The sequence below is a fragment of the Amycolatopsis sp. NPDC023774 genome (assembly GCF_040639695.1).
In the GTDB taxonomy this organism is placed as follows: domain Bacteria; phylum Actinomycetota; class Actinomycetes; order Mycobacteriales; family Pseudonocardiaceae; genus Amycolatopsis.
Map to the genome: position 1 here is coordinate 1 of NZ_JBFAAJ010000039.1, position 23525 is coordinate 23525.

Sequence of the window (23525 nt, forward strand, 5' to 3'; positions counted from 1 at the left end):
CCGGAGATCCGGCGGGTGATCTGCTCGACCAACGCGATCGAAAGCGTCAACGCCCGCATCCGCCGCGCCGTCAAGGCCCGCGGTCATTTCCCCAAACGAGCAGGCCGCGCTCAAGTGCGTCTACCTGGCAATCATGAGCCTGGACCCCACCGGCGCCGGCCGCAAACGCTGGACCATGCGCTGGAAACCCGCATTGAACGCCTTCGAGATCGCCTTCGACGGCCGCCTCGCCGCCGGACGCAAGTAGTTCACTCAACCCGAGTTACACCGCTCGTTTGACAGACCCGGATCCACGGGCTGTTCGGACCTGGGAAGCCCGCCGATCACGAGAGGGTAGGGTCGATCACGAGCTCCTTCACTAGTTTCTCGTCGATGGTGCCCCGCCATCCACCGTGTCCAGTGCCTCTTGTTCATGTGATAGCCCGGGATAAGTGACCTTGAGATCGCGGACAACGGCGCGCTGACGTTGTTCGTTTCGAAGCTGTAGGCATGACGAACCTCTTGAAGGTGGTCTCGGTGCGGGCTGACCACACGTGGGGACACAGCCCGGAGGACGTGCTGGGGTCCAGCGCGGACGATGACCTCAACGCGACGACGGCCAGTACCGCCGAGTGCCGCGAACGTCCCGGAGCCGTGACCCACCGCTTGATGTACCGCTTGTTCCGTGCGCTCGGGACCGCCGGCCTGTCCCCTGAGGTCTTGCGGCGGAAGGCACAGGGTGGCAGCGAGCAAAAAACTCGAATATCTGGAGTAGAACCATTCTTCCAGTCAGGGGATCCCGGGCTTGAGGAATCTCGCGAACGCGCTCGGGTAATAGGTTTAGCAATCGTCGGCGGTCCGCCCGTTTTGAACAGGTGAGGGCGGACTGTTTCACGTCGGAGAGGGAAACACTTGAATCGAACTCAAGTGATGCAATTCTTCGAAGTGGAAGATTCGGTAACCTCAAGGTGGGTATGAGTCCAGCTGCAGTGCTGAAAATTCTGGCGGCGGAGAATCCTGCGCGAGTGACGAGTTAGCGGGTATCGGTGTGAACGAGGACGTGGCGGGTGGGTCAGGATCGCACGTCGGACCGGTCGACGGCGCGGGCTGCGCGGTACGCGAACGCGATGATCGGGCCGAGGGTTGCGCCGCCCGCCCAGTAGGCGCGCCCCGATGCGGAGGCCACGCAGTTGCCGACGCCGTAGAGGCCGGGGATCGGCGCGCCGAGGTCGTCGAGCACCTGCCCGTCTGGGTTGGTCCGTGGGCCGCCCTTGGTGTCCAGGGTGCCGCCGGTGACGAGTGCCGCGTAGTAGGGGCCGGTGTCGCTGATCGGCCACATCGTCGGGTTGATGCGGCCGGGTTCTTCTCTCACCGGTCCGTTGAACACCAGCTGGATCGCGGTATCTCCCCGGGCGAAATCCTCATCCTTGCCGTTCGCGGCGAAGCCGTTGAACCGGTCGATCGTCCCTGGCAGGTTTTCTTCGAAATCGTCGGCGAGCGCGAAGCCGCCCGTTTTGGCAGCGAGGGCCGAAAGCCGCTCGCGGATTTTCACCGTCAGCTCGGCGAGCGTCTGAGCCTTGATGACGTGGGCGTCGTCGGTTCCGGGCGGGACGATCAGCCGGCCGTACTCGTCGCTGGCGGAGTGGTCCTGGCTGCGTTGGTCCCACAGCTGCACGAGCACCAGGTTCGGGTAGCTGCCGGTAGCCGGGTCCCAGCGGAAGAACGTGCGCGCGGCTTCGTTGTAGGGCTGCTTCTCGTTGGTGACGCGCTCGCCGTGACGGTTCACGAGGATCATCGAATCGCCGGCCACCGAGAACATGCCGACCAGATCGGATCGCCCAGCCTTCTCCAACGGCACCGGGCACATCCAGGCGTGGTTCATGGTGCCGAGCTGCGTGCCCAGCGGCGAAGCGATGCGCACGAAATCGCCTTCGTTCGTCACGGCCGCGCACCCCGGGTAGGCCGGCACGCCGAGGTGGTCACGGCGCAGCTGGTCGTCGTGGGTGAACCCACCGGTCGCGAACACCACGCCCTTGCGCGCGAGCACCCGGACGGTGTCCCCGGCGTCGGTCGTGGCCTCGACCCCGGCGACACGTCCGGCGTCGAGGATGACCCGCTGGACCCGGTGCCCGGTGCGCACGTCCACTCCGTCACGCTCGGCGGCGGCGGACATCTGCTCGACCGCGCGCGCACCGCCGTCGGACATCGACTCCCGCGCATCCGCCGGTACCAGCACGCGCCCCTTGGGCGCCTTGTCCTCCGGCAGTTCCGACCAGTAGTCCGGCACGTCCGGGCAATGCCGGTAGGTCAGCGCGCCGCGTTCGGCGAGGAGCTCGGCGGCGGGGCTCGCGCTCTCGTGGAAGGCGCGCACCATGTCGGCCTCCCACTCGGTCAGGCCGGCCGTCGGGCTTTCCGGGTCGTACCTGGTCGGCTGGGAAAGGCGCGCGACGTAGCGGAGGAAGTCCTCGAACCGGTCTTCGATTCCGAGGGCGCGCATGGGCTCGTTGTTCGGCACCCAGTACCAGAACGCGGCCTTCTTGACCGTGCCGCCAAGCTCAGGCGCCTTCTCGAGTAGGACCACCTCGTTGCCGAGCCACCTGCCGAACAGGGCGGCGGGCAGGCCGCCCCCACCGCCGCCGACCACGACCACATCGGTTTCGACGTCCGCGGACGTGAGAGGTGCGGGCCGGGCGCTCTCCCTCGGGGCAACTGAATCGATCGTCATGCGCCCACTGTGGGGCGGCCCCGCGTTGCGCGGTTGTCTCACAATGAGACACCAGGGACACGGGGTCCGTGGAAGAGGATGGGAAGAGCGCGGAGCGCCGGTACGGTGAACGAAATCCGGTGAACACAATGGAGTGACTACGGATGGGCTACGAGATCGAAACCCGGGACGGGCTGGCCCGCCTGCGCCAGGCCAGGGAGCTCTTCCTGACCGAGCGGCGGTTGCCGGAAGACCTGCCGACGTGGTTGTCCGCCGCGTGGCGCCGTTCGTGGTTCGCCGAGCTGGACGTCACCCGCGACCACGTGCCCGCTTTGCCCGTCTCGCTGGACACCCCGCTGGTGCGCGCCGCGACCCCGGTTCTGGCCAAGCTCGCCGACGACCTCGCCGGGCTCGGGGCCGCGCTGGTGCTCAGCGACCGTCACGCTCGCGTTGTCGGCTGTTGGGCCGACGACGAAGCAGTGGGTGCCCACCTCGCCCGGATCGACACCCGTCTCGGCACGGACCTGTCGGAACGCTCCACCGGGACCAACGGGATCAGCCACGTCCTGAACACCGGCGGTCCGTGCGTGATCGGGGGGCCTGAGCACCTGTTCGGGCTGTACCAGAACACGGTGTGCGCGGGCGCGCCGGTGACCGACCCGGTCACGAGGAAGGTCAGCGGCGCCGTCGCGGTGGTGTGCGAGCTCGACGCGCCGTTGCGGGTGCTGCACGCGGTCGTGGCCACGGCGACCGGTGCGATCGAGACGGAGCTCGTGCACGCGGCGTCGGCGCACGAGCACCGCCTGCTCGAGGCTTACCTGCGAGCCGGGCCGGCCCAGTACCCGATCGCCGTGCTGGACGGTCGGACCAGGCTCGTCAGCGACTCCGCCGCCGGCTTGCTGCGGCCTCGCGACATCGACACCCTGGAGTCATACGCGATCGAGGCGGCGCGCGACGGCGCGCTGCCCACCACCGAACTGATCCTCGACGACGGGGTGAAGGTCCGGCTCAGGCTCGCGATACCCGGCGACAGCAGGGGTGTGCTGATTGTCGTCGAGCCGCCGCGGCCCCGCGCGGGGCGCCGGCGCGGCAGGCTTTCGCTGTTCGCGGACGCGGGGCTGGCGGGTACCTCGCCGGCCTGGCGCTCGCTCGAACGTTCCGTGGCGCGGGCCGGCACCCGGCCGATGTTGCTGCTCGGCGAGCCGGGGGTGGGCAAATCCGGCGTCGCGCGAGCGGTCCTCGGCGATTCTGCTGTCCTCGAGGCAGCGGACGACGACGCTTGGCTGGAGGACGTCGCCGACGCGCTGGCGACACCCGCCGTGCTGTTGCGTCATGTCGAGCGCTTGCGGCGCAGCCGAGCCACCCTGCTCGCCGCCCTTCTCGCCGAGGAGCATCCCGCGCGGGTGATCGCGACGTTCACCACCGGCACCGGTTCGGGCTCCCCGGAAGTGCTTCGTACCGGCTGGTCGCCGGTTGAGATCCTGGTTCCGAGCTTGCGTGAGCGGACGGCCGACATCCCCGAACTCGCGCAGCGGTTCGCCGCGGGCGTGTACTTCACGCAGGACGCGCGCTCGACGCTGCAGCGCCACGACTGGCCGGGCAACCTCGCCGAACTGAAGGCCGTGGTCGCGTCGGCGGAGGCGGAAGCCGGTGGGCCGACCGTCGGCGCACGCCACCTGCCGGGACGCCTGCGCTCTTCACCGGCCCACCCACGCCTGACAGAGCTGGAAAAAGCCGAGCGGCTGGCCATCTCGGACGCGCTGCGCACGGCGAACGGCAACCGCGTCCAGGCGGCCGCACTGCTCGGCATCGGTCGCGCGACGCTCTACCGCAAGCTGCGCCGCTACGGACTGGGGTGAACACGCGCCGGCCTCGTCCTCCTACGGATCCCCTCAGCACCGCGGCTGCCGTCTTTCACGAGGGCTGGGTTCCTCCCGAAAGGTCCGTCCGTAAGCGGTCCTGGGCATACGAAGCCTTGTCGACACCTTCCCGAGCGACCTCAGGCTCCAAGCCGCGCTGGTCTCGGCCCGGCGTCAGGCGCAGGCACGGGCGACCGTTTTGCTGAAGCCACCACAGATGATCGAACTGCTGGCCGATCCGGGGCGACGGGTGATCCGGACTCCGCTGCAGCTGGCCGAACCGCTCAGCGACGGACTGACCGAGATCGAACGCGACTTGCCGACCCACTCGAACCTCTTGTGGGACTGCGGACGTGAGCCGGTGCCTCCCGGATCTCCGAGGGGTACGTGCCGCCAACTGGTCTGGCGACCCAACTCGAAGGGACACTTGCTGCCTACCTCGTTCACGAGTTCACCATCCGGCTGGTCTGCCGAGCCGTGGTGATCAACCGCGAGGTCGTCGTCAAGCCCACCGACGCGGGTGACTCAGGGGAACGACCGGACCTCCTCGGGCAAGCGATTGCCTTCGAAGGCGAACTCGACGCTGCCGAGACTGTGAGCGTCCCGGTGGAGATCAAGGGCTCGTGGCACACAGGCCAACGCAAGGAAGCACGTCGGCCCTGAACCCCTTTTGGAGACTCTGCGCAGTCAGGCAGGCGAGATCTTCGAAGAGCACGTCCTGACGATCACGAGAGCGGCCCCAAGCTAGTCCACCAAGAATTATCCGGCCAAGGCCGTTCTCAAGCTGACCTGGGGCGACGTGGACGCTGACGCCCGATATGGCGTCGGGGGAGTCGGCGGTCTACGTGTGAAGTGCGGTTTGGAGCAGCCGTTCGTTGATTCGGGCTGTCTCGGCGAGCGTGCGGACCGCCGCCGGGAGAGGGCGGATGTGTCTTGCCACCGGAGGGCAGCCCTTCATCGCCGGTGAGTAGAGAGAAGGGTGTACTCATCGGAGATAGCGGGTAGACACGCCAGCGCGGGGCGGTCGACTCAGCGATCGCGAGCGTCCGGCCTTCGCGCAGGACAATGGTCGTCTTTGATGCCCCGCAAGGAAACTCTCTACTGGCTCCGCCGCAAAACCGGGCGCGCTGACCTGGCGGGGCCGCTGATCGACGCGGGTAATCCGGAGTTCGCGAAGAGGGTGCGCGGCTACCAGAGTCAGCTGTCGCTGCCAGCCGAGGCGAGGGAACGGCGAGCTGAGTGGTGCGCAACGACATCGCCGCAGGTCCCGTCGTAGAACCGCACGCGCGTTCGAAGCTCGACGACCGTCTGGCGAGTTTTTCGTGGATCGGGGGGTCGCACCGGCGATCACCCGCGATCCGGGTTCTAGGGGGTCGCGCCGAGGGCGGTGACCAGCACATGGTTCGCCGCGCTGAGCCGCGGAAAGCCGGGGATCGGGCCGTGGTCCGCCACTGGTGCTCGGGTCCCCCGCTCGAGTGCCTCGGCGAACCGGTCGAGCCCGCACAGGAACTCGTACCCGCGATCCAGTGGCGGGGCGGGCCGGTCGAGGGGGATCGCGAGCGCGAGCAGCGCCATTTCGTCGGCGGCGTAGGTGACCTGGGCGGCACGTTCGGCTCGCCGGTCCGGCAGCCGGTCGGCTCGCGCGTCTTCGGCGATACTGCGCAGGTCCAGTACGGTTTCACGCAATCGGCCGCGGGGTTCCTCCGCGTCGCCGACGTCGAGCCAGCGCCGGCGGAACACGTCCGCCACGATCCGGAGGGTCCGGGCCTGCACCTGGGGCAGCCGGGCGGCGGTGGCGCGCGGCCACAGCACCATGCGCAGCACGACGGCGAGCGCCGCACCGATCGCGGTGTCCAGCAGCCGCGCGCCGAGGGCGCTGCCGAACTCGGCACCCGGCACGGCCAGCTCGTACTGGAACAGCGGCATGAGCGTCACGAAGGCGACGCCGACGCCGTAGACCACGGGCAGGAACAGCTCGGCGACGAACTGCGCGACGATCGCCACCAGCACGATCACCAGCGGCGACGGCGCGCCCGCGAACACCGCGGCCGCCAGCGCGACACCGCCGGCCGTGCCCAAAGTCCGGTGCAGGGATCGGCGCAGCAGCAGCGTCACGTTCGTCGCCTGCAGCACCGCCGCCACCGTCAGCCCCACCCAGTAACCGTGGGCGAGACCCAGCAGCCGGCCCACCAGCACCCCGATGGCGACCGCCAAGCCGATGCGCACCGCGGCAGGCAGCGCGACCGCACGCGGAGTCAGCGCTTGTTTGAGCTTTGCACCGGCACCGGGTTCGGTCACTGTCGTGTCACCGACGCCGTGGCCGGCGAGCACCAGGTTCGCGTCGTCGAACGCCCGCGCGAGGCCGGCGTGGCCGGGCGGGGAAGCCGGATGTCCCCGGCGGAGGTCGGCGAGCTGCGGCCGCCACGACTGCGCGGCGAGCGGCGTGCCGGCGTCGAACGAGACCGACAGGGCGGCGGCGAGCATCAGGTCCGCCGCCGCGAGCGAACGTACTATCTCGTCGGAGCCGACCCCGGCCTGGCGGGAGGTTTCGAGCCCGCGGCCGAGCACGCCGACGGCCTTGGCCCGGGTGTCCGCCGCCGCAGGGGTGCCTGCCGTCCGGAGGACGTCCGCGACCGCGTCCCATGCCTCCTCCACAACGTGCCCGACGCCGGCGCCGGGCCCGACCACACTGGACACGACCAGCCCGGTCAGGGCGCCGGCCGCGACGAGCGCGCCGTGCACCAGCGCTTCTCCCGGAGCGACCGGCTCGCCGGAGGCGACGAGCACGGCCAGCACGATCAAGTACTCCCGCGGCGGCGGCACGCGCAGCGCCAGGCACACGAAACTCGCGCCCGCCGCGACCAGGCCGGCGAACGCGATCGACACCCACGGCACCCAGGCCGCCAGCCCGCTCAGCGGCACCAGCAGCGTCAACGCGAGCCCCACGGTGGCGACCACCCGCAATCGGTGCCGCCTGGGCGCGTTCCCTGCGTACGCCCCCGCCATCCCGCCGAGCGACGCGATCGCACCCAGATCCGCCCGGCCGGCGAGCACCCCGACCAACAGCGGCACGCCGACGCTGGCCGCCCCGCGCACCCCCAGAGGCCACCTGGTCACGAACGCCTCCGGCAACGCGCGCAGTGTCGGCATGGCAGGGTCCTCGGCGGTCCGGCGGGTTCGTCGCAGCCACCGTAATCGCACACGGCGCCGCATCCTCAGCAGGTAGCCGCTGGCCGTCGAGCACGGCGAGCTTCTGGAGCTCGTCGTGCTCGCTGCCGACCGCAGACCGCTCGGCCCGTCGAGGTGCCGCGGGTGTGCGGGATGGAAACTCCGGCCCGCGCAGGGGGTGGCTCTGCGCGGGCCGGGGGTTCGGCCAAGGGCATCGTGCCCGCTGGTGATGGCGATCGACGTCGACGGCCAGGACGTGCTGGGGTGCCGATCGTCGTGGGGCGGTGAACACGCGCCCGTGGCTGCCGTTCGGCGAGGTGTCCTCCATGACGGTCGTTCGGCGACGTAGCGGCTGCGGGCTGGCCCGGGTGCCGCTCGGCGAACTGGGTGACGTGGCAGGCCAGGGCTTGCCGGGCGCGGTCCGCGGCTGCGGCGACCTGGTTGCGCTGGGCTCGCCAGGCCGCCAGCTCGGTGACCAGGGCGGCCACGGCGAGCAGGAGTGCCAGCACCGCGGCCGCGCTGGTGACGCGGCTGGGGCGTGCCCGCGCGAGTGGCGAGGCCGCGGTCCGCAGGTCGAGGGCCGCGCGGCTCCAGATGGCGGGCCGGCGGGCGGCGCGTTCGAACTCGGCGGCCGTGGTGTCCAGCGGCGACCGGCCTGTCGGGTCGGTGACGTGGGCCAGGACCAGCAGCAGGTCGCCGGTGGCGTGGGCGATGCCGGCGGAGTCGGTGGCCAGCTCGGCGCGGGCCTGCTCGGCCGCGGCGTTCCACGCGCCGCTGCGCCGCTCCTCCAACCGGCGGACCGGGGCCGGCGGAGGCAGGGCGCTGGCCCACCGCTCGGCCAGCTGGACCGCGCTGGGTGAGGTCGATCAGTACCGCCTCGCCCTTGCGGTAAATCGGTGCTGCGGAACATCAAGAGCGGCGTCGGGCGCGGGCGGAGTCGAGGCCGTTGCGGGTCTTGCGGGCGATGTCGCGTCGGCGATCTTCGGCCAGCGCGAGCGCCAGGTCGAGGATGAGGTTGCGTTCGGTGTGCTCACCGGCGGCGATGCCTTCGAGGACCTTGACGGCGATGCCGCGGGGAGAGCAGGTAGGAGGCCTTCGAGGAGGTCGCGGGCGAGCCGGTCGACTTCCTGCACGGTGAGCATGTCCCCGGAGCGCATATAGTCGAGCGCGGCCGTCAGCGCGGGCCGGGCGTCGACGGCGAGCTTGCCGGAGATCTTCTCCTCGAACACGCGCTCGCAGATCGAGTCGAGCGCGTCGTGCTGCCGAACGGTCTACCAGTGCAGACAGTCGTCGACGGGGTAGGGCGCCGCGATCGCGGCGCGCAGATCGCGCCCGAGGCCGGCGGCGGTTCGTCGGCCGCGCGGCGGGTGGCCCAGAGCGAGGATGAGGTGGCCCTGGGGCACCCATCGCGGACCTGGCCTATGGGGCGGAGGAGGTGTCGGCGCCGCGGACGATGTGGTTCGGGCCGATGTCGATCTGAAAGACGTCCATCGTGCGCAACACCGCGATGATCAGCCCGGCTGCGACCGTGGCAACCGTCGCTGTGAACTGTGGAGGTGGCGCTGCCGGCCGCTGCTTGACCGGCAGCGCCCTCGCGCGCCGCGCGTGCGACGCACGGTCCTCGGGCCGCCCAGGGCTCCGTCCGGTTTCCGTCGGCTACTTCCTAAGTTCGGTTGCCTTGCGGTGTGCCGCTGCGGCGGAGGCAGCTGCCAGCGTGCTGCCTTCGGCGGCCAGGGCGTCCAGCACGAGCGCGCGGCGCTCGTGCCAGGCGGCCCAGGTGTCCGGCGCGGCGGCGGTACCTGGGCGGGTCAGGTGCAGCGCGCCGAGCTCACTCAAGGTGTTCGTCGGTTTTCCTTCCTCGTGCGGGGGTGTTTCGTACCCATTCAGAGTGGCTGGCGGCTTCGGGGTTCGCTTCGGAAGAACTACGGAAGAGTTACGTACGCAGCGTCAGAGGGGTCTCAACCCCGTGCGTGTGGATCAGGCCGATCCGGCGGGGAGATCGGCACGGCGCTGGGAATAAGCGAGAAGCGGGGCCCAAGACGAGCGGGGCGGCGGGGCCGCCCCGCTCGTCCTTGTTTCGGCGGCCGTCGACGATGCGGAACACGGCAGCGCAGTGCGTCTGGGACGGCATCGTGTGTTCGCAGTCCGCGACGTCCACTCAGGAGCGCCCAGCGCGCACCGCCCGCACTGTGGCTTGAATGATCTCCGCCAAGAAGGCCAGGACGTCATCGCACTGGGAGCGGACCGCCCCCAGCCCACGAAGGCGCCGCGTCGACGTTCCTGAGCCCGTGGCATCGACCAAGTCCAGTGCGTGAACGATCTCCGTGCGGGCAGTGAAAAACGAGCGAAGGTCGTCGACAACCTTGTCGCTGACCGCTGATCGGTGAGGTCGAGAGCATCGCGGACGGCAAGCAGGTCGCTCGTCGCTTGCAAGCTGGGCGTGGAGATCGCCTACACGTACAACTCCACGCGCCTGCTGCGCGGATCGCGATCAAGTACCGCCTGTCGCAGTTCACCGGTCACTTTGCCGTTCGCGTCCAACCGTAGGCCGACGCACTTCTTGAATTGTTCGGCAGCGCTGTCCGTCGCGACGAGTATCGGCAGGTGTCGCGGAGCAGCCTCGTCAGGCATGCGTCCAAACCGCTGGAGGTGAAGACCAGCGCCGCCCGCAGCAGGTCCTGTTGGTCCGCTGACAGCTTTCCCGGAGTCTCTTCCTTCGCCTGCTGTCCCTTCGCCAGCAGAACGTGCAGCGCGTCCAAAGGCCGCTGACGCTTTGATGCGCGGCAACGCGTCGGCTGCGAGCGTGCAATCAGCCCCAGCTGGGCGCTGAGGCGGTTCAGCTCTTTGTGGAAGCTCTCGCGCATGTCCCGACCGTGTCCCTCGTCGGGCAGCCGAATGCCGGCCTTGCGGTGTTGTGGCGACACTCGCGTAGTGCGGCCCACCGGCAGGTGCGGGGGAGATCCCTGCCGGCGGGTCCGCCGCGCGCCATGCCGCCGCGCCGCGGGTCCATGATTGTCGTCGCGGCGCGGGGTACCGGCGTCGTGGTGTTACAAGATCTTTTGTGGTGGATCGTCTGCGTCCGCGCGTTGCACCTGCGCCGCTCGGTGTGTTTCGCGCGGGAATGTTTGGGTAGGCCCGGGGCGGCGCGCCGGCGAAGACCACAGTGCGGTCTGCGGTCTGGAGGGGGCGTGTCCGCAGGTGGCCTCGCGGTCAAGCGGAGGCTGTGGGGCCGCCGTGCGGTTCGGCGGGCAGGGTGGCGCGGAATTCGTCCAGGAATGCTCGCGCGACGTCGCGGAGCTTGACGTTGGTGTCCTGAGACAGCGTCACGAGCACGCCGAATGCCTCCTGCGGGCTGCAGCGGCGCTGGGCCATCAGCGCGCCTTTGGCCTGCTCGATCACCACGCGGTTCTCCAGAGCCTCCTGCAGCTGCCGGTTTTCCTCGGCGAGCACCTCCGAGGGATCAACGTCCTCGGCCGCGTGCCGAGGAGCTGACACCGACCAGGCTGTTTGCTGAGGCTGTGACTCCACCATGGACATCGTCGCTCCCCTCGCTCCGCTGATCACCCCGCCACGCAAGGACGCCTCGAATTTACCCCGTCGGGTGGTCGCGTCAAACCGACGTTCCCGCTGGTGGAGGTTCGGGTATTCATCCGGAAGGAGGTCGCGTTGGGCGCGCCCGACGAAGAGGGAGGAAGGCGCGTGAAGGGTGCCGTCGAGAGCTACTACGAGGCCGGCCAGCGGAAGACCAAGATCAAAAATCCGCCACATGGCAACATCCCTGGCTGACACGCCGCTGCGAGGTTGCCCGGCCTCGCGGTGCGGGCCGGCGGTCATCGACCGGGCAATGCCACCCGGGTGTCGGGCAGCTCGTCGACAAGGTCGCCGTGCTCGTCGACGCGGTGCAGCACGTCGTCGGCGGTGAAGGTCAGCTCGGCCGGGATGCGGCAGGCGCGAACTTCGTCCCAGGTGAAGGGGGTGGAGGCGGTCCGGGTGTCGCGGCCGCGCAGCGACTACGGAGCGATCGTGGTCTTCGCGGCGTGATCCTGGGACCAGTCGATGAACACCTAGTTCACGCGCATGTCCTTCGCCAACTTCACCACCACCAGCTCAGGCTTTTCGCTGTCGAGCTGCTCGGCGATCGCTTTGGCGTAGGCGGAGGTGCGGTTGAGCCGGCGGGTGCTGACGCCGCAGCAGACTTTACCGGACTACCGGGTGTCGCGACGCATGTAGCCGCGTGTCGATCGAGACTCTAGCGTCGCGTTTGGTTGAGATGTCGGAGTGATCAATCCATATCTGGCGCGGCGGCGAGGTGGTCGACGCCGAGGACGCGGCTGAGGGAGCGGCGGAGTGCGCGGAGAGCGTCGTCTGCGTTCATCCGATTGGCCCTGACTTCGTCGCCTGCAGCGTGGGCGAGGGCGAGGAAGGTCGCTACCAGCCAGGTGGCTGGTAGCCGGGGGTCGAACGCGCCCTCGTCTTGGCCCAGGGTGATCAACTGCTTCAGGCGGTCGACGATCGGCTGGTGCTGCTTGCGGGTGGCCTCGCCGGTGGCTTGCGTGGACGGGATCTCGGGCAGGGTGTGGCGATTCCCGGTCTGCCACGCGACGGTGAGCAGGCGGTCGAGCGCCGCCGCGGGGGAACCGTGGTCGATGTCGGCGGCGTCGATGGCTGCGACAACATCGGTCAGGGCGCGCTGCTCGACAGCGTGGATCAGGGCCGCTCGGGATGGGTAGTGCGTGTAGACGGTCTGACGGGTGACGCCGGCGGCGGTCGCGATCTCGGTCATGCTGGCGCGGGGTCGGTCGCGCAGGATGATCGCCGCCGCGTCGAGGATCGCCGCGCTACTGCGCTCGGCGTCTGCCCGGCGATGCTGGCGCGGTGAATGAGGAACTCCGTTTGTGGACATCACTGTCAATGTTAGCAGGCTGCCGCGCGTTTTCGGCGAGTCGGGCTCGCACGACAGGATCAAGCTGAAGACGCTACTTGTCTGTACAGGTACCGGGATGGCACGCGTCGAAGAGCAAGGACGAAGAATTCGGGGTGACAGCAACTTTGACAGCTATGTAAGCTATCAAGATGAAGCTCGACAGCATGGGGTTCGCCGACTGGGTGCGTTCGCACGCGTTGTCACTGGACACCCTCGATCCCGACGCCGGCCTGGACGACCTCGAACCTGTGCGTGAGCTCATCGGCAATGCCCGCGTCGTCGCCATCGGTGAGGCCGCGCACCGTGTCCGGGAATTCTCCCTGGTGCGGCACCGGTTGCTGCGCTTCCTGGCGGAACGCTGCGGTTTCACCGTGCTTGCGTTCGAGGCCCCCACCGTCGGGTCAGGCGCAATCGACGCCTGGCTGCACGGCGGAGCCGGAACCGTGGCCGAGATCGCCTCCCGCGCCAGCATGGTGGGTCTGCTGGAGTGCCGCGAGGTGCACGACCTGCTGGCCTGGAGCCGCGCGCACGACCGCACGGCGTCCCGTCCACTGCGGTGGCTCGGTACCGTGCCGGGCGGAGGATCGCCGCTGCCCGGGCTTGAGGCGGTCGCGGGCCATCTGCGGTCAGCCGACCCCGATGCGTTGCCGCTGCTGGAGCAGCCGGCCGAACGGGCGCGGAAGTATCACGACAGCGAGATCTTCACGACGCTGAGCCGCTACGCGGCCCTGGAACCGGGCGACCAGGACGTCCAGACCGCCACGCTGAGCCGCCTGCGGTTTCGGCTTGAGACGATGGCCGTCAGCCAGCGCGGCACGCATCGCGAGCAGGAGCACGCCGCGGCGCTGCGGCATCTCGGCTTCGCGTGGCGTCTGGACCACTTCCACCGCGACGTCGCTGGACGTGGCCTACCCGTTGGCTCAGCCGCCCTCGACGAATGCATGGCCGAGGAGGTCCTGCAGCTCATCGAGGACGAGCCGGAGACCCGAGTCGTGCTTGCCCTGCACAACGTGCACATCCGCAAGGTGCCCCTTGCAGGTCCCGCCGGGCTGTTCCCGCCGGCTACCACCTCGCCCAAGCTCTCGGCGACGACTACCGGGCCATCGCCGTCACCGGCAGCCACGGTCGAACCGTCCGCGTCCGCCGCGCCCCTGAACGCTTCCCCGGGTTCGAGGTCTCCGATGTCCCGCTGCCGTCGCTCACCGAGCACGCCATCGAGAACGCGTTCGAGAGTCAAACCGCACTCACCATCGCCATCCTCAGCGCCGCCCGCCGCGACATCAACGACGCCGAATCCGTCCAACAGACACGAATGGAGGACTACTGCATGAACGTCCCCGTCTTCGACGCCTTCGACGCGGTCGCCCATACCCCCCGCACCAGCTGCACCGACTACGTCGCCACCCACTCAGCACGCCGGGCCGCGGCCGAGCCACCACCCCACAATCGACCCATCCTCGAGGAGTCCCGATGAGTACTGCGTCTACCCACCCGACATCCGCGTCGTCGCGGCTGAAGCATGTGTTCTACAAAGCGGCGACGAAGATGCATGCGGCCGTGTTCATGAGGTCCAGAGGACGGGTGCTCGGCCACGCCATGGGCATGCCGGTGGTCGGATTGGTGACGATCGGCAAGAACACAGGTGAGCGGCGGATCACGACACTCGCTGCGCCGATCGTCGACGACGACCGCGTCGTCCTGGTGGCCTCCTTCGGAGGGGACGACCGGCACCCGGCCTGGTACCACAACCTGCGCGCCAACCCCCGGGTCGAGGTCACCCTGCGCGGCACGACGCGGCCGATGGTCGCGCGCACCGCCGCGGGAGACGAGAGGACCACGCTCTGGGAGAGGAGCGTCGCGGTGTACTCCGGGTACGGACGGTACCAACAGCGCACCGATCGCCGGATCCCTGTCGTCATCCTGGAACCGGTGGACGCGTCGGGTCGGCCTCGTGCCGGATCGCGGTGACGTCCCGCTCAGCCTCGTCGAAAACCTGCGTCCTCGTCCCAGCCGAGAACGGCGTCTTGTGGCGCCATCGTGTGTACCTCGCTTCGCGGTGCAGGGCCCGGTCCAGGAGGGATGCCGGCGGGTCGGCGGGCGGTTACAACAGGAGCTCTGGAACGCCTTAACGGCGGCCGGATCACCCTCGGCCGCGTCACCTCACCTGCGGCCGTTGATAACCGAGTCCTCGATCAGCGCCCGCAATGACCACCGCCGAGGCCTACGCCGCCTTTTCCTACGCCGCGGTCGCGAGTGGCCAGTAGTCCTCACACCATCGCTGATCGATCCGTTGTAGTGGAAGAGTCCAGTGCCAGGAAGCACGGGGTACAGCGGCTCCCAGCTCGAGACCGTGGCCACCACCGCGGGGTCGGTGAGGTGATCGCGCATCTCGAGGCCGAGCCTGACGAGCTGATTCCACCGCCGCAGACCGCGGATGTCCGACCGGGGCAGCGAAGTCCAGTTCGGACTCAGCCGTTCGGCCTCCGCGAGCCGGTCCGGCGCGACGTCGGCCAGGATCAAGCCGATGACCCGCTGGGGCGCGAACGCCGCGTCCGGCACGGAAAACCCGGCCTCCGCGAGCGCGAGGGCCAGTACCACCCGCCGCCCCAGCAGCTCCTCCTCGTCCATCAGCCCGCGCCGTGCCAGAGGGGAGAACAGTTCGTCGGCCGCACCCACGTACCGGCGGACCTCGGTGGCCGACAACCGGTCCTGATCGGAGTCCGGCTGCTTCAGCCGCGTGGTCACTGCTGGTATGAGCAACTGCACCAATCCTCGCCAGTTGCGCGTGTCGTCCTCGAGGCGCCCGCCGGCGAGCCACCACTGACTCATACAGGCAGGCGCGTGCGGGCCGGCCGCTACATCGCGAAGCGCACCTACGTTCCGGCGCGCACGGCGTTACCCGAAAAAAGCTTGGCGACGCCGAGGTTGCTGAGTGCGGCCATGGAACGTCCCCCTGTACGGAGAAGTGGACATCACTGCGACCGCGAAAGAACTGGCGCACTTGGCAAGAGCGGCTATGCGAGAAGGCTGCGCGCCTGCTCGGCGAAGACCCGAACCGGGAACCATTGGAATTGAGAAAACAGACGGTGACGGCTGTCCGCCATGATCGATCCGGCGTCGAGTCCCCGGTTGAGCGAGTCTCAGAAACGATCGTTCGCGAGACACACGTGGCTGATCGACGTTTCGCAGGAGAGATCTGTAACGCATGCCGCGTCCGCGCCAATGTCACGTTCTCGGTGGTTTGCGATACGGTCTGGACCATTCTGCGGGTCAGCCTGTTACGTTCCACCAGGCATTCGGTTGCTCGCCGGGCTGCTCGACTGTCGCCCGGTCGGCCGCGCCCGCGGTGGCGGGGGCGGCCGGTGTGGTCGGGAGGTCGAACAGCTTTGGAAGTCGGGCGTTCACCAGCTCGTCGTCCGCCCGTTCGTGCTGTATCACGCGGACCACGCGCGCTTGCTGCGCCGGGTCGTGCAGGTTCGCCCGCCGGCGGGCGCGGCGCACCTTGCGCGTCCACCGCGCCGCGGCCGACCACCGGCGCTTGCCATCGCCCTGAGGTTTGCCCTCGCTCAGCAGCCGGGCGTACCGGTCGGCGGCCCGCTCGCGGCGACGTTGCAGCGCGTCCCGCTCCGGCTCGCCCAGCCCCGTCCAGGACAGTGCTGCATCGCGCAGCTCGCGCAGCAGGCGGCCAAGGTAGGACAGCTCGGTGGTTGTGCCGCTGTGGCGGCGGGCTTCGCGGACGTCGACGCCGAGGGCCTGATGGATCGCCAGCAGGCCGAACACGGCGAAGACCAGACGCACGACCAGCTCTCGCGGATCGATGTTCAGCGCCACCGCGACAACCGCCTGGCCGCCGAACAGCATCCACAGCAGCGCCCGGGCCTTACCGAGGCCGGACCGCCCACCCTCAGGCCGGGTGAGGATGTCGCGCATCTCCAGAGCCGCTGACAGCAGACCGATCTCGATGAGCAGGAAGACCACGGCGGTCTCCCACGGGTGGAAGTGCAGCACCTGGGTGAAGTACCGGGCGGACGTGTCGCCAGACAGGAACAGCGCCCCGGCGAACATCGCGTACCAACCCTTGGCGTGCAGCGGCGACCCCGCCTGCACCTCGACGGTCCGCTTCGGCGCGAGCGCCACCAGCACACTGCCGGCTGCGAGCAACACGACCACCGCGCCACCGGCCGCGATCAGACCGAGCCGCCAACCCGGGCCCTCGATGAACCACGCGAGCCAGCCCGGTGCCGCGTTGAGCAGCCGGAGCGCGATCACCAGCGCCAGCGCCACGAAAGCCACCAGGCCCAACGTGACCATGGCCCCGCCAACGGAGGCGCGCCAGCCCGTCCGACGCGCGCGAGTCTCCACGGGGACGGCTGCGAGCGAGGGCTCGGTGGGCACCTCTGCAGTCGGCTGCCCGGCGGGCTGGTCATCGGTCGACACGGCAGGCGCCCGGTCAGCTAGGGCGGTCGGCGCGACCCTGGGAGCCTCGACGTCCTCCTGGTGGAGCGGCAACTGGGGGTCTGTGTGCGGCTTTGACGGGGCGACCCGCGCGTCGAACAGCGGATGGGGCCGGTCAAGGCTGGTCGGGTCGGCCCGACCGGCGACAGGATCGGCCTCAACCTGCGGAGACGTCATGCGCAGCTCCTCGTTCCTCTCGATGCCTGCGGTTTGCTCACCCACCAGGGACCTCGGCTCCGGGCGGGCCGGTCGATTGTGGCCGGACTCCCCGCCCGCGTCCGGTCGGGGTAGGGCTTTGCCGGCTGGTTCAGCCTCGACGACGCGGTAAAAGCCGTGCAGTGGGATTTCAACCGCACCGCACTGTGGGAACTGGACCACCGACTGCGCCACAGCCTCGTTCGCCGCCTCCCCTGAGCGACAGGCGTGGCCGGACGGAAGCGGCACGCAGGACTGAGCTTGCCCACGGCAACCGGAGCAAGGTGGTTCATCACGGGCTAAGCCGACAGCGAACGTGTCCGTTATGCGGCGTGTGGACCCTACGCTGGACGCATGCCCTCACTGTTCGAGCACGCCGGCGGGGAAGCCGCCCTGCACCGGTTGGAGCAGGTTTTCTATGACAGCGTTCTGGCGGACCCGCTGCTGCAACCCTTGTTCGGCGCGGGACAGCCGCGCCACGTCGACCACCTGACCTCGTTCACGGCCGAGTCGTTCGGCGGGCCGGGCCGCTTTTCGCGCGAGCTGGGGTTCGCGCACCTGATCTCGGTCCACCGCGGACTGAAGATCACCGAGGACCAACGGCAACGGTTCGTGCAGCTGTACCTCGCGGCCCTCGACTCGGCGGACCTGCCCCGCGACCCCGCCTTCCGCGAGGCCGTCCGTGAGCACGTCGAGTTCGGCTCCCGGGTGGCACTGCAGAACTCCCACGCCGAATCCGACGACGACCTCCACCCCCTGCGCGAGGTGCCCCGGTGGACCTGGGCGGGCGACGATCCGCGGTAGCCAGGCAGGAACTCACCGGGCCAGGCTGGTGGCGTGGCATCATCGCGCCGCTGTGACCACACCACCACGACGGCGAGATCAGCGAGCTGACCGCGAAGCCGGTCCGGGCGTATCTCCGACATCGCTCGGGGTGGGCCTGAACCCGGCGTCTCCGGCCGCGAGAACATCCTCATCCGCGGTCTGTTCGATCGACGACCGCATGACGTGATGCTTGCCGCATGGCTCCGCGAAGTTGACTCCGAGCCACTCGCGCCATCGCTGGACATCGCCACGACGCGCCGCCGCTGGCTGCGCCTCACGATGCCGCCAGGCCGGAGTGGGAACCGAAGTTGATCACCGTTACCCTCGCGGCATGAGCGAGGAGATGAAGCTCGCGGAGGCGCTGGCGCTGCGTGCCGACGCGGCGAAGCGGATCGAGCAGCTGCGCACGCGGATCGTCGCGAACGCCCGCTACCAGGAAGGCGAGCCACCGTCTGAGGACGCGGCCGAGCTGCTCACTGAGGCCGGGACCGTCCTGACCGAACTCGAAACGTTGATCCGGCGCATCAACCGGACCAACGCGCAGACCCCGCTCGGCGACGGCACCGTCACCGACGCCCTCGCCCGCCGCGACGTGCTGCGCCTGCGCCACTCCGTGCTCACCGCCGCGGCCGATGCCGCGGCTGGGCGCGGGCAGGGTGTCGGGCGCCAGCTGCGGTCCGAGCTCAGGCAGCTGGCCGCCCTCCCGGTGGCCGAGCTGCGCGAGCAGGCCGACCGCGTCGCCCTCGAGCTGCGCCACCTCGACATCGACATCCAGCGCACCAACTGGGAGGCCGACCTCCTGCACTGACCGGCGGCACGGAAGCAGGTAACCGCCCGGGGAAAGCGAGCACAAGCCGAGCCGGCGGCCAATCCGGCTCCTGGTGCGTGGCGGGCAACGCAGGGGTTCGATTCCCCAGTGGACAGCGCAGCCCAGCACCGCGCACAGGTGACCGCGCACGCGGCACACTTCACCACCACGTGCTGGTTCCCCGGGAAGGTGAGGGCGGGCAAGGGGTTTTCCGTGTCAGGGCAGGGGGCAAGCTCGCCCTCCGGCCCGCGCAGTTGTGAGAGGAACCTGGGTGCTGAGCCGAAAAGGCCATGCGTGAGCGTTCCGTTGGCCGCTAATGTGACAGCGCTGTTGTATCCCGGTGTAAGGACGCGCTGATGGCTGGGCTGTGCCCCGAGATCGAACCGTACGAGCACGGCCTGCTCGACGTCGGCGACGGGCACGAGATCTACTGGGAGACCTGTGGGAACCCGGCCGGGAAGCCCGCGCTCGTCGTGCACGGCGGCCCGGGCTCGGGCTGCTCGGCAAACCTCCGGCGCTACTTCGACCCCGAGCGGTACCGGGTCGTGCTTGTCGACCAGCGCGGCTGCGGCCGCAGTACCCCCCACGCCGGCGCCCCGGTCGCCGACCTCTCGACTAACACCACCGACCACCTGATCGCGGACTTCGAACTCCTCCGGACCCGGCTCGGCATTGAGAAGTGGCTGCTATTCGGCGGTTCCTGGGGCTCGGTGCTCGGCCTGACTTACGCTCTGCGCCACACCGAGCGGATCAGCGAGATCGTCCTGATGGGCCTGGCGACCGACCGCCACCTCGAGATCGAAATGCTCATCCGCGGCCTTGGCGCCTACTTCCCGGAAGCCTTCGCCAAGTTCCGCGAGGGCGTTTCCGAGAACGAGCGCGAGGGCGACCTGTCCGCCGCCTACCACCGACTGGTGATGGACCCGGACCCCGCGGTCCACCACAAAGCGGCCGCGGATTGGTGTGCCTGGGAAGACGCGATGCTGCCGGGCGTGCCGCCACACGACGTCTACGAGGACCCGACGTACCGGCTCTGCTTCGTCCGGCTCGTCACGCACTACTTCAGCAATCGGGCGTTCCTCGAGGACGGCGTCATCCTGCGTGAAGCGGGCAAGTTGGCGGGGATCCCAGCCGTGCTGGCGCAGGGTGTGCTCGACACCGACAACATCGTCGGCACACCGTGGCTGCTGCACCACGCCTGGTCCGGCAGCGAGCTGGTGATGCTGGACAACGTCGGACACACGACGACCGCCGCGTCGATGCAGGACGTGCTGGTCAGCGCGACGGACCGGTTCGCCCAGTGACGGACGGCCTGCGCGGCACCCCGGGCGCACGTGCCGGCGCAGGTTGTGCTTCAGGCTGCGTCACCGGTGTGCTGTGGAGGTCTGGGCCGCGCGCGAGCGAGCGGTGGCGATCAGCTCGTCCAGCAGGTCGCTGTAGCTCAGTCCGGCAGCCTGCCACATGCGCGGGTACTGAGACGCGCTGGTGAATCCCGGAAGTGTGTTGACCTCGTTGACGACCCGGCGGCCGTCAGGGCGGAGGAAGAAGTCGATCCGCAGCAGCCCGGAGCAGTCCAGCGCGCGGAAGAGGCGCACCGCGTCCTCGGCCAGCCCCGCGCCGGTGGCCGGGTCGACGGTCGCCGGTACCTCGAGCACCGTCGCGCTGTCAGCGTATTTGGCCGTGTAGTCGAAGAAGGAGCGGCTGTCGGCCAGCCGGATCTCCAGGGGTGGGCTTACCTCGAGTTCCCCATCAGGATGCTCGAGAACCCCGAGATCGATTTCTCGGCCGGCGACCGCCGCCTCGACGAGTACCTTCTCATCACTCTTGCGGGCAGTCTCCACAGCCGCGGGGAGCTCGGCCCAGTCGTCGACCCGGGACACGCCGATGCTGGAGCCGTCCCGCGCCGGTTTGACGAACACCGGGAGTCCCAGTCGTTCGCGGTCCACCGGCGCCACGTCGACCTCGCCCCGGCGGAGCACCACCGAGTCACTGACCTCAAGGCCGATGCCGGCCGCGATCTTCTTGGTGTATTCCTTGTCCATGGACAGAGCGCTGGCCGCTACGCCGTTGCCCACAAAGGGAATGCCCAGCGCGTCGAGAAGCGCTTGAAGCTTGCCATCCTCGCCGAAGGGGCCGTGCAGAACGGGGAATACCACGTCGCACCGGCTGAGCTCGTGAAGCGTAGCGAGGATGCTGGCGGCCGGCGTCGTGTCGCCGGCATCGAGGAAGTGGTTGTGCTGCCAATCCAGGACCGCGTCGATCGTGCCCAGCTCGGGCAGTGGTGCGGTGGTCCAGACACCGTCGTGGTTGATACGGACGGGCATGATGTCGTATCGCGACCGATCCAGGCTGGTCAGAATGCCGGCGGCCGAGCGGACCGACACATCGTGTTCTCCGCTCTGCCCGCCGAAGAGAACAGCCACTCGGATTTTCTGGTCAAGCACGGGATGGCTCCTTCATGTTCCGGGGAGCGCACGAGATGTAGTGACGTCGTACCCGAAGGCCAATGCCGGTCACGATCTCATGCGGGAGTGTTCCTGCCCATCGGGCCCATTCTGCGACGGTCGGTTCGCCGTCTGTGCCCGGTCCGAACAGAACGACCTCGTTGCCGGTCTGTGCGGTTGTGTCGCCGAGGTCGACGACGAACTGGTCCATGGCGATGCGGCCCGCAGCCGGGTGGCGGCGTCCGGCGAACCACACTTCTGCCCTCCGGGCCGCGGCCCACGGCACGCCGTCCGCGTAACCCAGCGGCACCAGCCCAAGGTTGCCTTCGCGTTCGGTCACGTACTCGTGCTCGTAGGAGACACCGCTGCCCGCGGGCACCCGCTTCACGAGAATCAAGTTGGCGCGCAGCGTCATCGCGCCGCGTAGCCCGTAGACGCGGTTCGGGTGTGGCTCCACGCCGTACAGCCCGATGCCGGGGCGAACGAGGTCGTAGTGCGTGTCCGGCGCGCCGAGAGTTGCCGCGGAGCCGGCGAGATGGCGGAACTGCGGCCGTAGCCCGGCGCGGCGCGCGCACGTGACGGCTTCGTCGAAGAGCCGTAGCTGCGTGTGGACCGAGGCTGCGGCCGCATTTGTGCCGCTGATCAGGTGTGACCAGACGCCACGGACGTGGACGTGCCCTGCCTTCTCGAGTGCCCGGGCCAATCGCACGAGTCCGGGCCACTCGTCACTCGGCGCGCCGTTGCGGCGCAACCCGGTGTCCACCTTCAGGTGAACGGCGGCGGTGATCCGGAGCGTCTCCGCACTGGTAGCCACGGCGCGCAGGTGGTCCGACGACGACACCGACACGTCGATATCGGAGAGCAGGGCAGGACCGAAGTCGTCCTGCGGGGTGTGCAGCCAAGTGAGGATCGGGGCCGTGATGCCGTCGGCACGCAAGTGCAGTGCCTCGGCAGTGGTGGTTACCCCGAGCCAGGTCGCGCCGGACGAGAGCGCGGTGGTCGCCACTGGGACAGCTCCGTGGCCGAACCCGTCGGCCTTGACGACTGCCATCACCTGGGCCGTGGTGCTGTCGGCGAGAAGCGCAGTGTTGTGCGCCACAGCATCAAGGTCGATGGCGGCATGCGCGTGTGGCGACACCATAGAACATTCGAGTGACATCAACGGCGATCTTCACTCATATGGAGGACATGCGGGGCCTACGGTGCGCAACTATGACCGCAAGTCCCTGCTTCGCTTGTACTAACGGGCTCCGGTCCAGCGAGACCTCGACCTGGGCGTGGTGACTCGGCATCCTGCACAGGTGGAACCATCCAACTCCGTGCAGGCCCTTGCCTCCTTGACGTCCATGCTGACCGGCTCTGCCGGGGACTGGACCTCGGCGCGTGACCGCGTCACCTTTCCGTCCCGGGCGCAGGTGCTGGCGCTCGCCGTCTCGGTGTCTCGCGCCGTGCCCGGCAACATCATCGAATTCGGCACGTGGAACGGCGCATCCACCAGGGTCCTTCGCGACGAGCTCTGGCAGGCCAAGATCTGGGACCACCGCCAGCGCCGCAAGCAGATCTTCGCATGTGACTCGTTCGAAGGCCTGGCCGAGAACTACGAACACCTCGCGAAGGGTACGTTCGCGACGATCGTGCCCAAATTGCGCGGGGTCCGGATCGTCAAGGGCTTCTTCGAGAACTCGCTGACGCCGCAGCTCGCGAGCGAAGTCGGACGGATCAGCCTGGCCCACTTGGACGCGGACCTCTACGGCTCGACCGTGACTGCGCTGAACTGGATGACCCCGATGTTGCAGCCAGGTAGCGTGCTGCTGTTCGACGAACTTGTCGGTGAGGATCCTGCCGAGGCGCGGGCGCTGGTGGAGTGGCAGCAGAGCACCGGCATCCGGCTGGCCATGCTCGCGTTCTTCGGCCGCGAGCCAAGCGGCAAAGGCGACATGACCGACCGCCGCGCGATCTTCCAGGTCGTGGGCGAGAAAACACTCCGCAAAGCGCCGCCGCTGTTCCCGATCAGGTTGCGTCGGCGCCTCGCCGCTACGTGGTGAGTCACCTGCCCGGTGACCACCTGGACTGGTTAATCGCTGGCAGTGCCCGGCGCTGGACGGGCAGGGGACGCCTCGTTCGTTGAGTGACCCGGCGATGCTGGCGACACTATGCCCGGCGA

At 69.1% G+C, this 23525-nt stretch carries 21 protein-coding genes and 2 pseudogenes; 9 read left to right on the plus strand and 14 right to left on the minus strand.

Annotated features, from left to right (window positions below; all coding sequences use genetic code 11):
- Window positions 1–247, plus strand: a pseudogene (locus AB0F91_RS41365) (transposase); the annotation flags it as partial.
- Window positions 248–1051: 804 nt separating this feature from the next.
- Here AB0F91_RS41365 and AB0F91_RS41370 read toward each other — a convergent pair.
- Complete coding sequence (locus AB0F91_RS41370; RefSeq protein WP_360607005.1) at window positions 1052–2704, minus strand: FAD-dependent oxidoreductase; 1653 nt, start codon at window positions 2702–2704, stop codon at window positions 1052–1054.
- A gap of 143 nt (window positions 2705–2847) precedes the next feature.
- Here AB0F91_RS41370 and AB0F91_RS41375 point away from each other — a divergent pair, with 143 nt between their 5' ends.
- Window positions 2848–4542 (plus strand): helix-turn-helix domain-containing protein, encoded by a 1695-nt coding sequence (locus AB0F91_RS41375; RefSeq protein ID WP_360607007.1) that lies wholly within the window; start codon window positions 2848–2850, stop codon window positions 4540–4542.
- 477 nt (window positions 4543–5019) lie between these two features.
- Window positions 5020–5205 carry a hypothetical protein gene (locus AB0F91_RS41380; RefSeq protein ID WP_360607009.1) on the plus strand — a complete coding sequence of 62 codons (186 nt, stop codon included), beginning with the start codon at window positions 5020–5022 and terminating at the stop codon, window positions 5203–5205.
- 702 nt (window positions 5206–5907) lie between these two features.
- Here the strand turns inward: AB0F91_RS41380 and AB0F91_RS41385 are convergent.
- From AB0F91_RS41385 to AB0F91_RS41425, 9 genes and pseudogenes are all read right to left on the minus strand, one after another.
- A complete protein-coding gene (locus AB0F91_RS41385; RefSeq protein WP_360607011.1) occupies window positions 5908–7692 on the minus strand; it encodes an FUSC family protein in 1785 nt (594 codons plus the stop codon).
- Window positions 7693–7757: 65 nt separating this feature from the next.
- Window positions 7758–8501, minus strand: coding sequence for a hypothetical protein (locus AB0F91_RS41390; RefSeq protein WP_360607013.1), 744 nt, complete (start codon window positions 8499–8501; stop codon window positions 7758–7760).
- Window positions 8502–8576: 75 nt separating this feature from the next.
- Window positions 8577–8963, minus strand: a pseudogene (locus AB0F91_RS41395) (recombinase family protein); the annotation flags it as partial.
- An 18-nt stretch (window positions 8964–8981) separates the two neighbouring features.
- Complete coding sequence (locus tag AB0F91_RS41400) at window positions 8982–9113, minus strand: hypothetical protein (protein ID WP_360607015.1); 132 nt, start codon at window positions 9111–9113, stop codon at window positions 8982–8984.
- A 253-nt stretch (window positions 9114–9366) separates the two neighbouring features.
- Window positions 9367–9546 carry a hypothetical protein gene (locus AB0F91_RS41405; protein WP_285967472.1) on the minus strand — a complete coding sequence of 60 codons (180 nt, stop codon included), beginning with the start codon at window positions 9544–9546 and terminating at the stop codon, window positions 9367–9369.
- 683 nt (window positions 9547–10229) lie between these two features.
- The gene (locus AB0F91_RS41410; RefSeq protein ID WP_360607017.1) at window positions 10230–10574 is read right to left on the minus strand and encodes a hypothetical protein; all 345 of its coding nucleotides are present in this window, start codon (window positions 10572–10574) and stop codon (window positions 10230–10232) included.
- Window positions 10575–10920: 346 nt separating this feature from the next.
- The gene (locus AB0F91_RS41415; RefSeq protein WP_360607018.1) at window positions 10921–11544 is read right to left on the minus strand and encodes an ANTAR domain-containing protein; all 624 of its coding nucleotides are present in this window, start codon (window positions 11542–11544) and stop codon (window positions 10921–10923) included.
- Window positions 11541–11717 carry a hypothetical protein gene (locus AB0F91_RS41420; protein ID WP_360607102.1) on the minus strand — a complete coding sequence of 59 codons (177 nt, stop codon included), beginning with the start codon at window positions 11715–11717 and terminating at the stop codon, window positions 11541–11543. Before AB0F91_RS41420 ends, AB0F91_RS41415 begins: the two co-directional genes overlap by 4 nt.
- A gap of 275 nt (window positions 11718–11992) precedes the next feature.
- Window positions 11993–12613 (minus strand): TetR/AcrR family transcriptional regulator, encoded by a 621-nt coding sequence (locus tag AB0F91_RS41425; protein WP_360607020.1) that lies wholly within the window; start codon window positions 12611–12613, stop codon window positions 11993–11995.
- A 170-nt stretch (window positions 12614–12783) separates the two neighbouring features.
- On the opposite strand from AB0F91_RS41425, the gene AB0F91_RS41430 reads away from it, so the two are divergent.
- Both AB0F91_RS41430 and AB0F91_RS41435 read left to right on the plus strand, forming a co-directional pair.
- On the plus strand, window positions 12784–13965 hold the full coding sequence (locus AB0F91_RS41430) for an erythromycin esterase family protein (protein WP_360607022.1): 1182 nt from the start codon (window positions 12784–12786) through the stop codon (window positions 13963–13965).
- Window positions 13966–14104: 139 nt separating this feature from the next.
- Window positions 14105–14602 (plus strand): nitroreductase family deazaflavin-dependent oxidoreductase, encoded by a 498-nt coding sequence (locus AB0F91_RS41435; RefSeq protein WP_360607024.1) that lies wholly within the window; start codon window positions 14105–14107, stop codon window positions 14600–14602.
- A gap of 192 nt (window positions 14603–14794) precedes the next feature.
- Here the strand turns inward: AB0F91_RS41435 and AB0F91_RS41440 are convergent, their stop codons facing one another.
- Window positions 14795–15463: a hypothetical protein gene (locus tag AB0F91_RS41440; RefSeq protein WP_360607026.1), complete on the minus strand. Its 669-nt coding sequence runs from the start codon at window positions 15461–15463 to the stop codon at window positions 14795–14797.
- A gap of 441 nt (window positions 15464–15904) precedes the next feature.
- Window positions 15905–17479, minus strand: a complete 1575-nt coding sequence (locus AB0F91_RS41445) for a hypothetical protein (RefSeq protein WP_360607028.1) — start codon at window positions 17477–17479, stop codon at window positions 15905–15907.
- Window positions 17480–17638: 159 nt separating this feature from the next.
- On the opposite strand from AB0F91_RS41445, the gene AB0F91_RS41450 reads away from it, so the two are divergent.
- From AB0F91_RS41450 to pip, 3 genes are all read left to right on the plus strand, one after another.
- On the plus strand, window positions 17639–18088 hold the full coding sequence (locus AB0F91_RS41450; RefSeq protein WP_360607030.1) for a group II truncated hemoglobin: 450 nt from the start codon (window positions 17639–17641) through the stop codon (window positions 18086–18088).
- 352 nt (window positions 18089–18440) lie between these two features.
- On the plus strand, window positions 18441–18917 hold the full coding sequence (locus AB0F91_RS41455; protein ID WP_360607031.1) for a DIP1984 family protein: 477 nt from the start codon (window positions 18441–18443) through the stop codon (window positions 18915–18917).
- Between the two features lie 356 nt (window positions 18918–19273).
- Complete coding sequence (gene pip, locus AB0F91_RS41460; RefSeq protein WP_360607033.1) at window positions 19274–20221, plus strand: prolyl aminopeptidase; 948 nt, start codon at window positions 19274–19276, stop codon at window positions 20219–20221.
- A gap of 60 nt (window positions 20222–20281) precedes the next feature.
- Here the strand turns inward: pip and AB0F91_RS41465 are convergent, their stop codons facing one another.
- Window positions 20282–21361 carry a D-alanine--D-alanine ligase family protein gene (locus AB0F91_RS41465; RefSeq protein ID WP_360607035.1) on the minus strand — a complete coding sequence of 360 codons (1080 nt, stop codon included), beginning with the start codon at window positions 21359–21361 and terminating at the stop codon, window positions 20282–20284.
- A complete protein-coding gene (gene alr, locus AB0F91_RS41470; RefSeq protein ID WP_360607037.1) occupies window positions 21354–22502 on the minus strand; it encodes an alanine racemase in 1149 nt (382 codons plus the stop codon). Before alr ends, AB0F91_RS41465 begins: the two co-directional genes overlap by 8 nt.
- Window positions 22503–22776: 274 nt before the next feature.
- Here alr and AB0F91_RS41475 point away from each other — a divergent pair, with 274 nt between their 5' ends.
- The gene (locus AB0F91_RS41475) at window positions 22777–23406 is read left to right on the plus strand and encodes a TylF/MycF/NovP-related O-methyltransferase (protein WP_360607038.1); all 630 of its coding nucleotides are present in this window, start codon (window positions 22777–22779) and stop codon (window positions 23404–23406) included.
- Window positions 23407–23525 lie beyond the last annotated feature (119 nt).

Coding starts and splice junctions, on each gene's coding strand:
- AB0F91_RS41370 (WP_360607005.1), bottom strand. CDS start 2,704: ATGACGATCGATTCAGTTGCCCCGAGGGAGAGCGCCCGGCCCGCACCT.
- AB0F91_RS41375 (WP_360607007.1), top strand. CDS start 2,848: ATGGGCTACGAGATCGAAACCCGGGACGGGCTGGCCCGCCTGCGCCAG.
- AB0F91_RS41385 (WP_360607011.1), bottom strand. CDS start 7,692: ATGCCGACACTGCGCGCGTTGCCGGAGGCGTTCGTGACCAGGTGGCCT.
- AB0F91_RS41410 (WP_360607017.1), bottom strand. CDS start 10,574: ATGCGCGAGAGCTTCCACAAAGAGCTGAACCGCCTCAGCGCCCAGCTG.
- AB0F91_RS41415 (WP_360607018.1), bottom strand. CDS start 11,544: ATGACCGCCGGCCCGCACCGCGAGGCCGGGCAACCTCGCAGCGGCGTG.
- AB0F91_RS41425 (WP_360607020.1), bottom strand. CDS start 12,613: ATGTCCACAAACGGAGTTCCTCATTCACCGCGCCAGCATCGCCGGGCA.
- AB0F91_RS41430 (WP_360607022.1), top strand. CDS start 12,784: ATGAAGCTCGACAGCATGGGGTTCGCCGACTGGGTGCGTTCGCACGCG.
- AB0F91_RS41435 (WP_360607024.1), top strand. CDS start 14,105: ATGAGTACTGCGTCTACCCACCCGACATCCGCGTCGTCGCGGCTGAAG.
- AB0F91_RS41440 (WP_360607026.1), bottom strand. CDS start 15,463: ATGAGTCAGTGGTGGCTCGCCGGCGGGCGCCTCGAGGACGACACGCGC.
- AB0F91_RS41450 (WP_360607030.1), top strand. CDS start 17,639: ATGCCCTCACTGTTCGAGCACGCCGGCGGGGAAGCCGCCCTGCACCGG.
- AB0F91_RS41455 (WP_360607031.1), top strand. CDS start 18,441: ATGAGCGAGGAGATGAAGCTCGCGGAGGCGCTGGCGCTGCGTGCCGAC.
- pip (WP_360607033.1), top strand. CDS start 19,274: ATGGCTGGGCTGTGCCCCGAGATCGAACCGTACGAGCACGGCCTGCTC.
- alr (WP_360607037.1), bottom strand. CDS start 22,502: ATGGTGTCGCCACACGCGCATGCCGCCATCGACCTTGATGCTGTGGCG.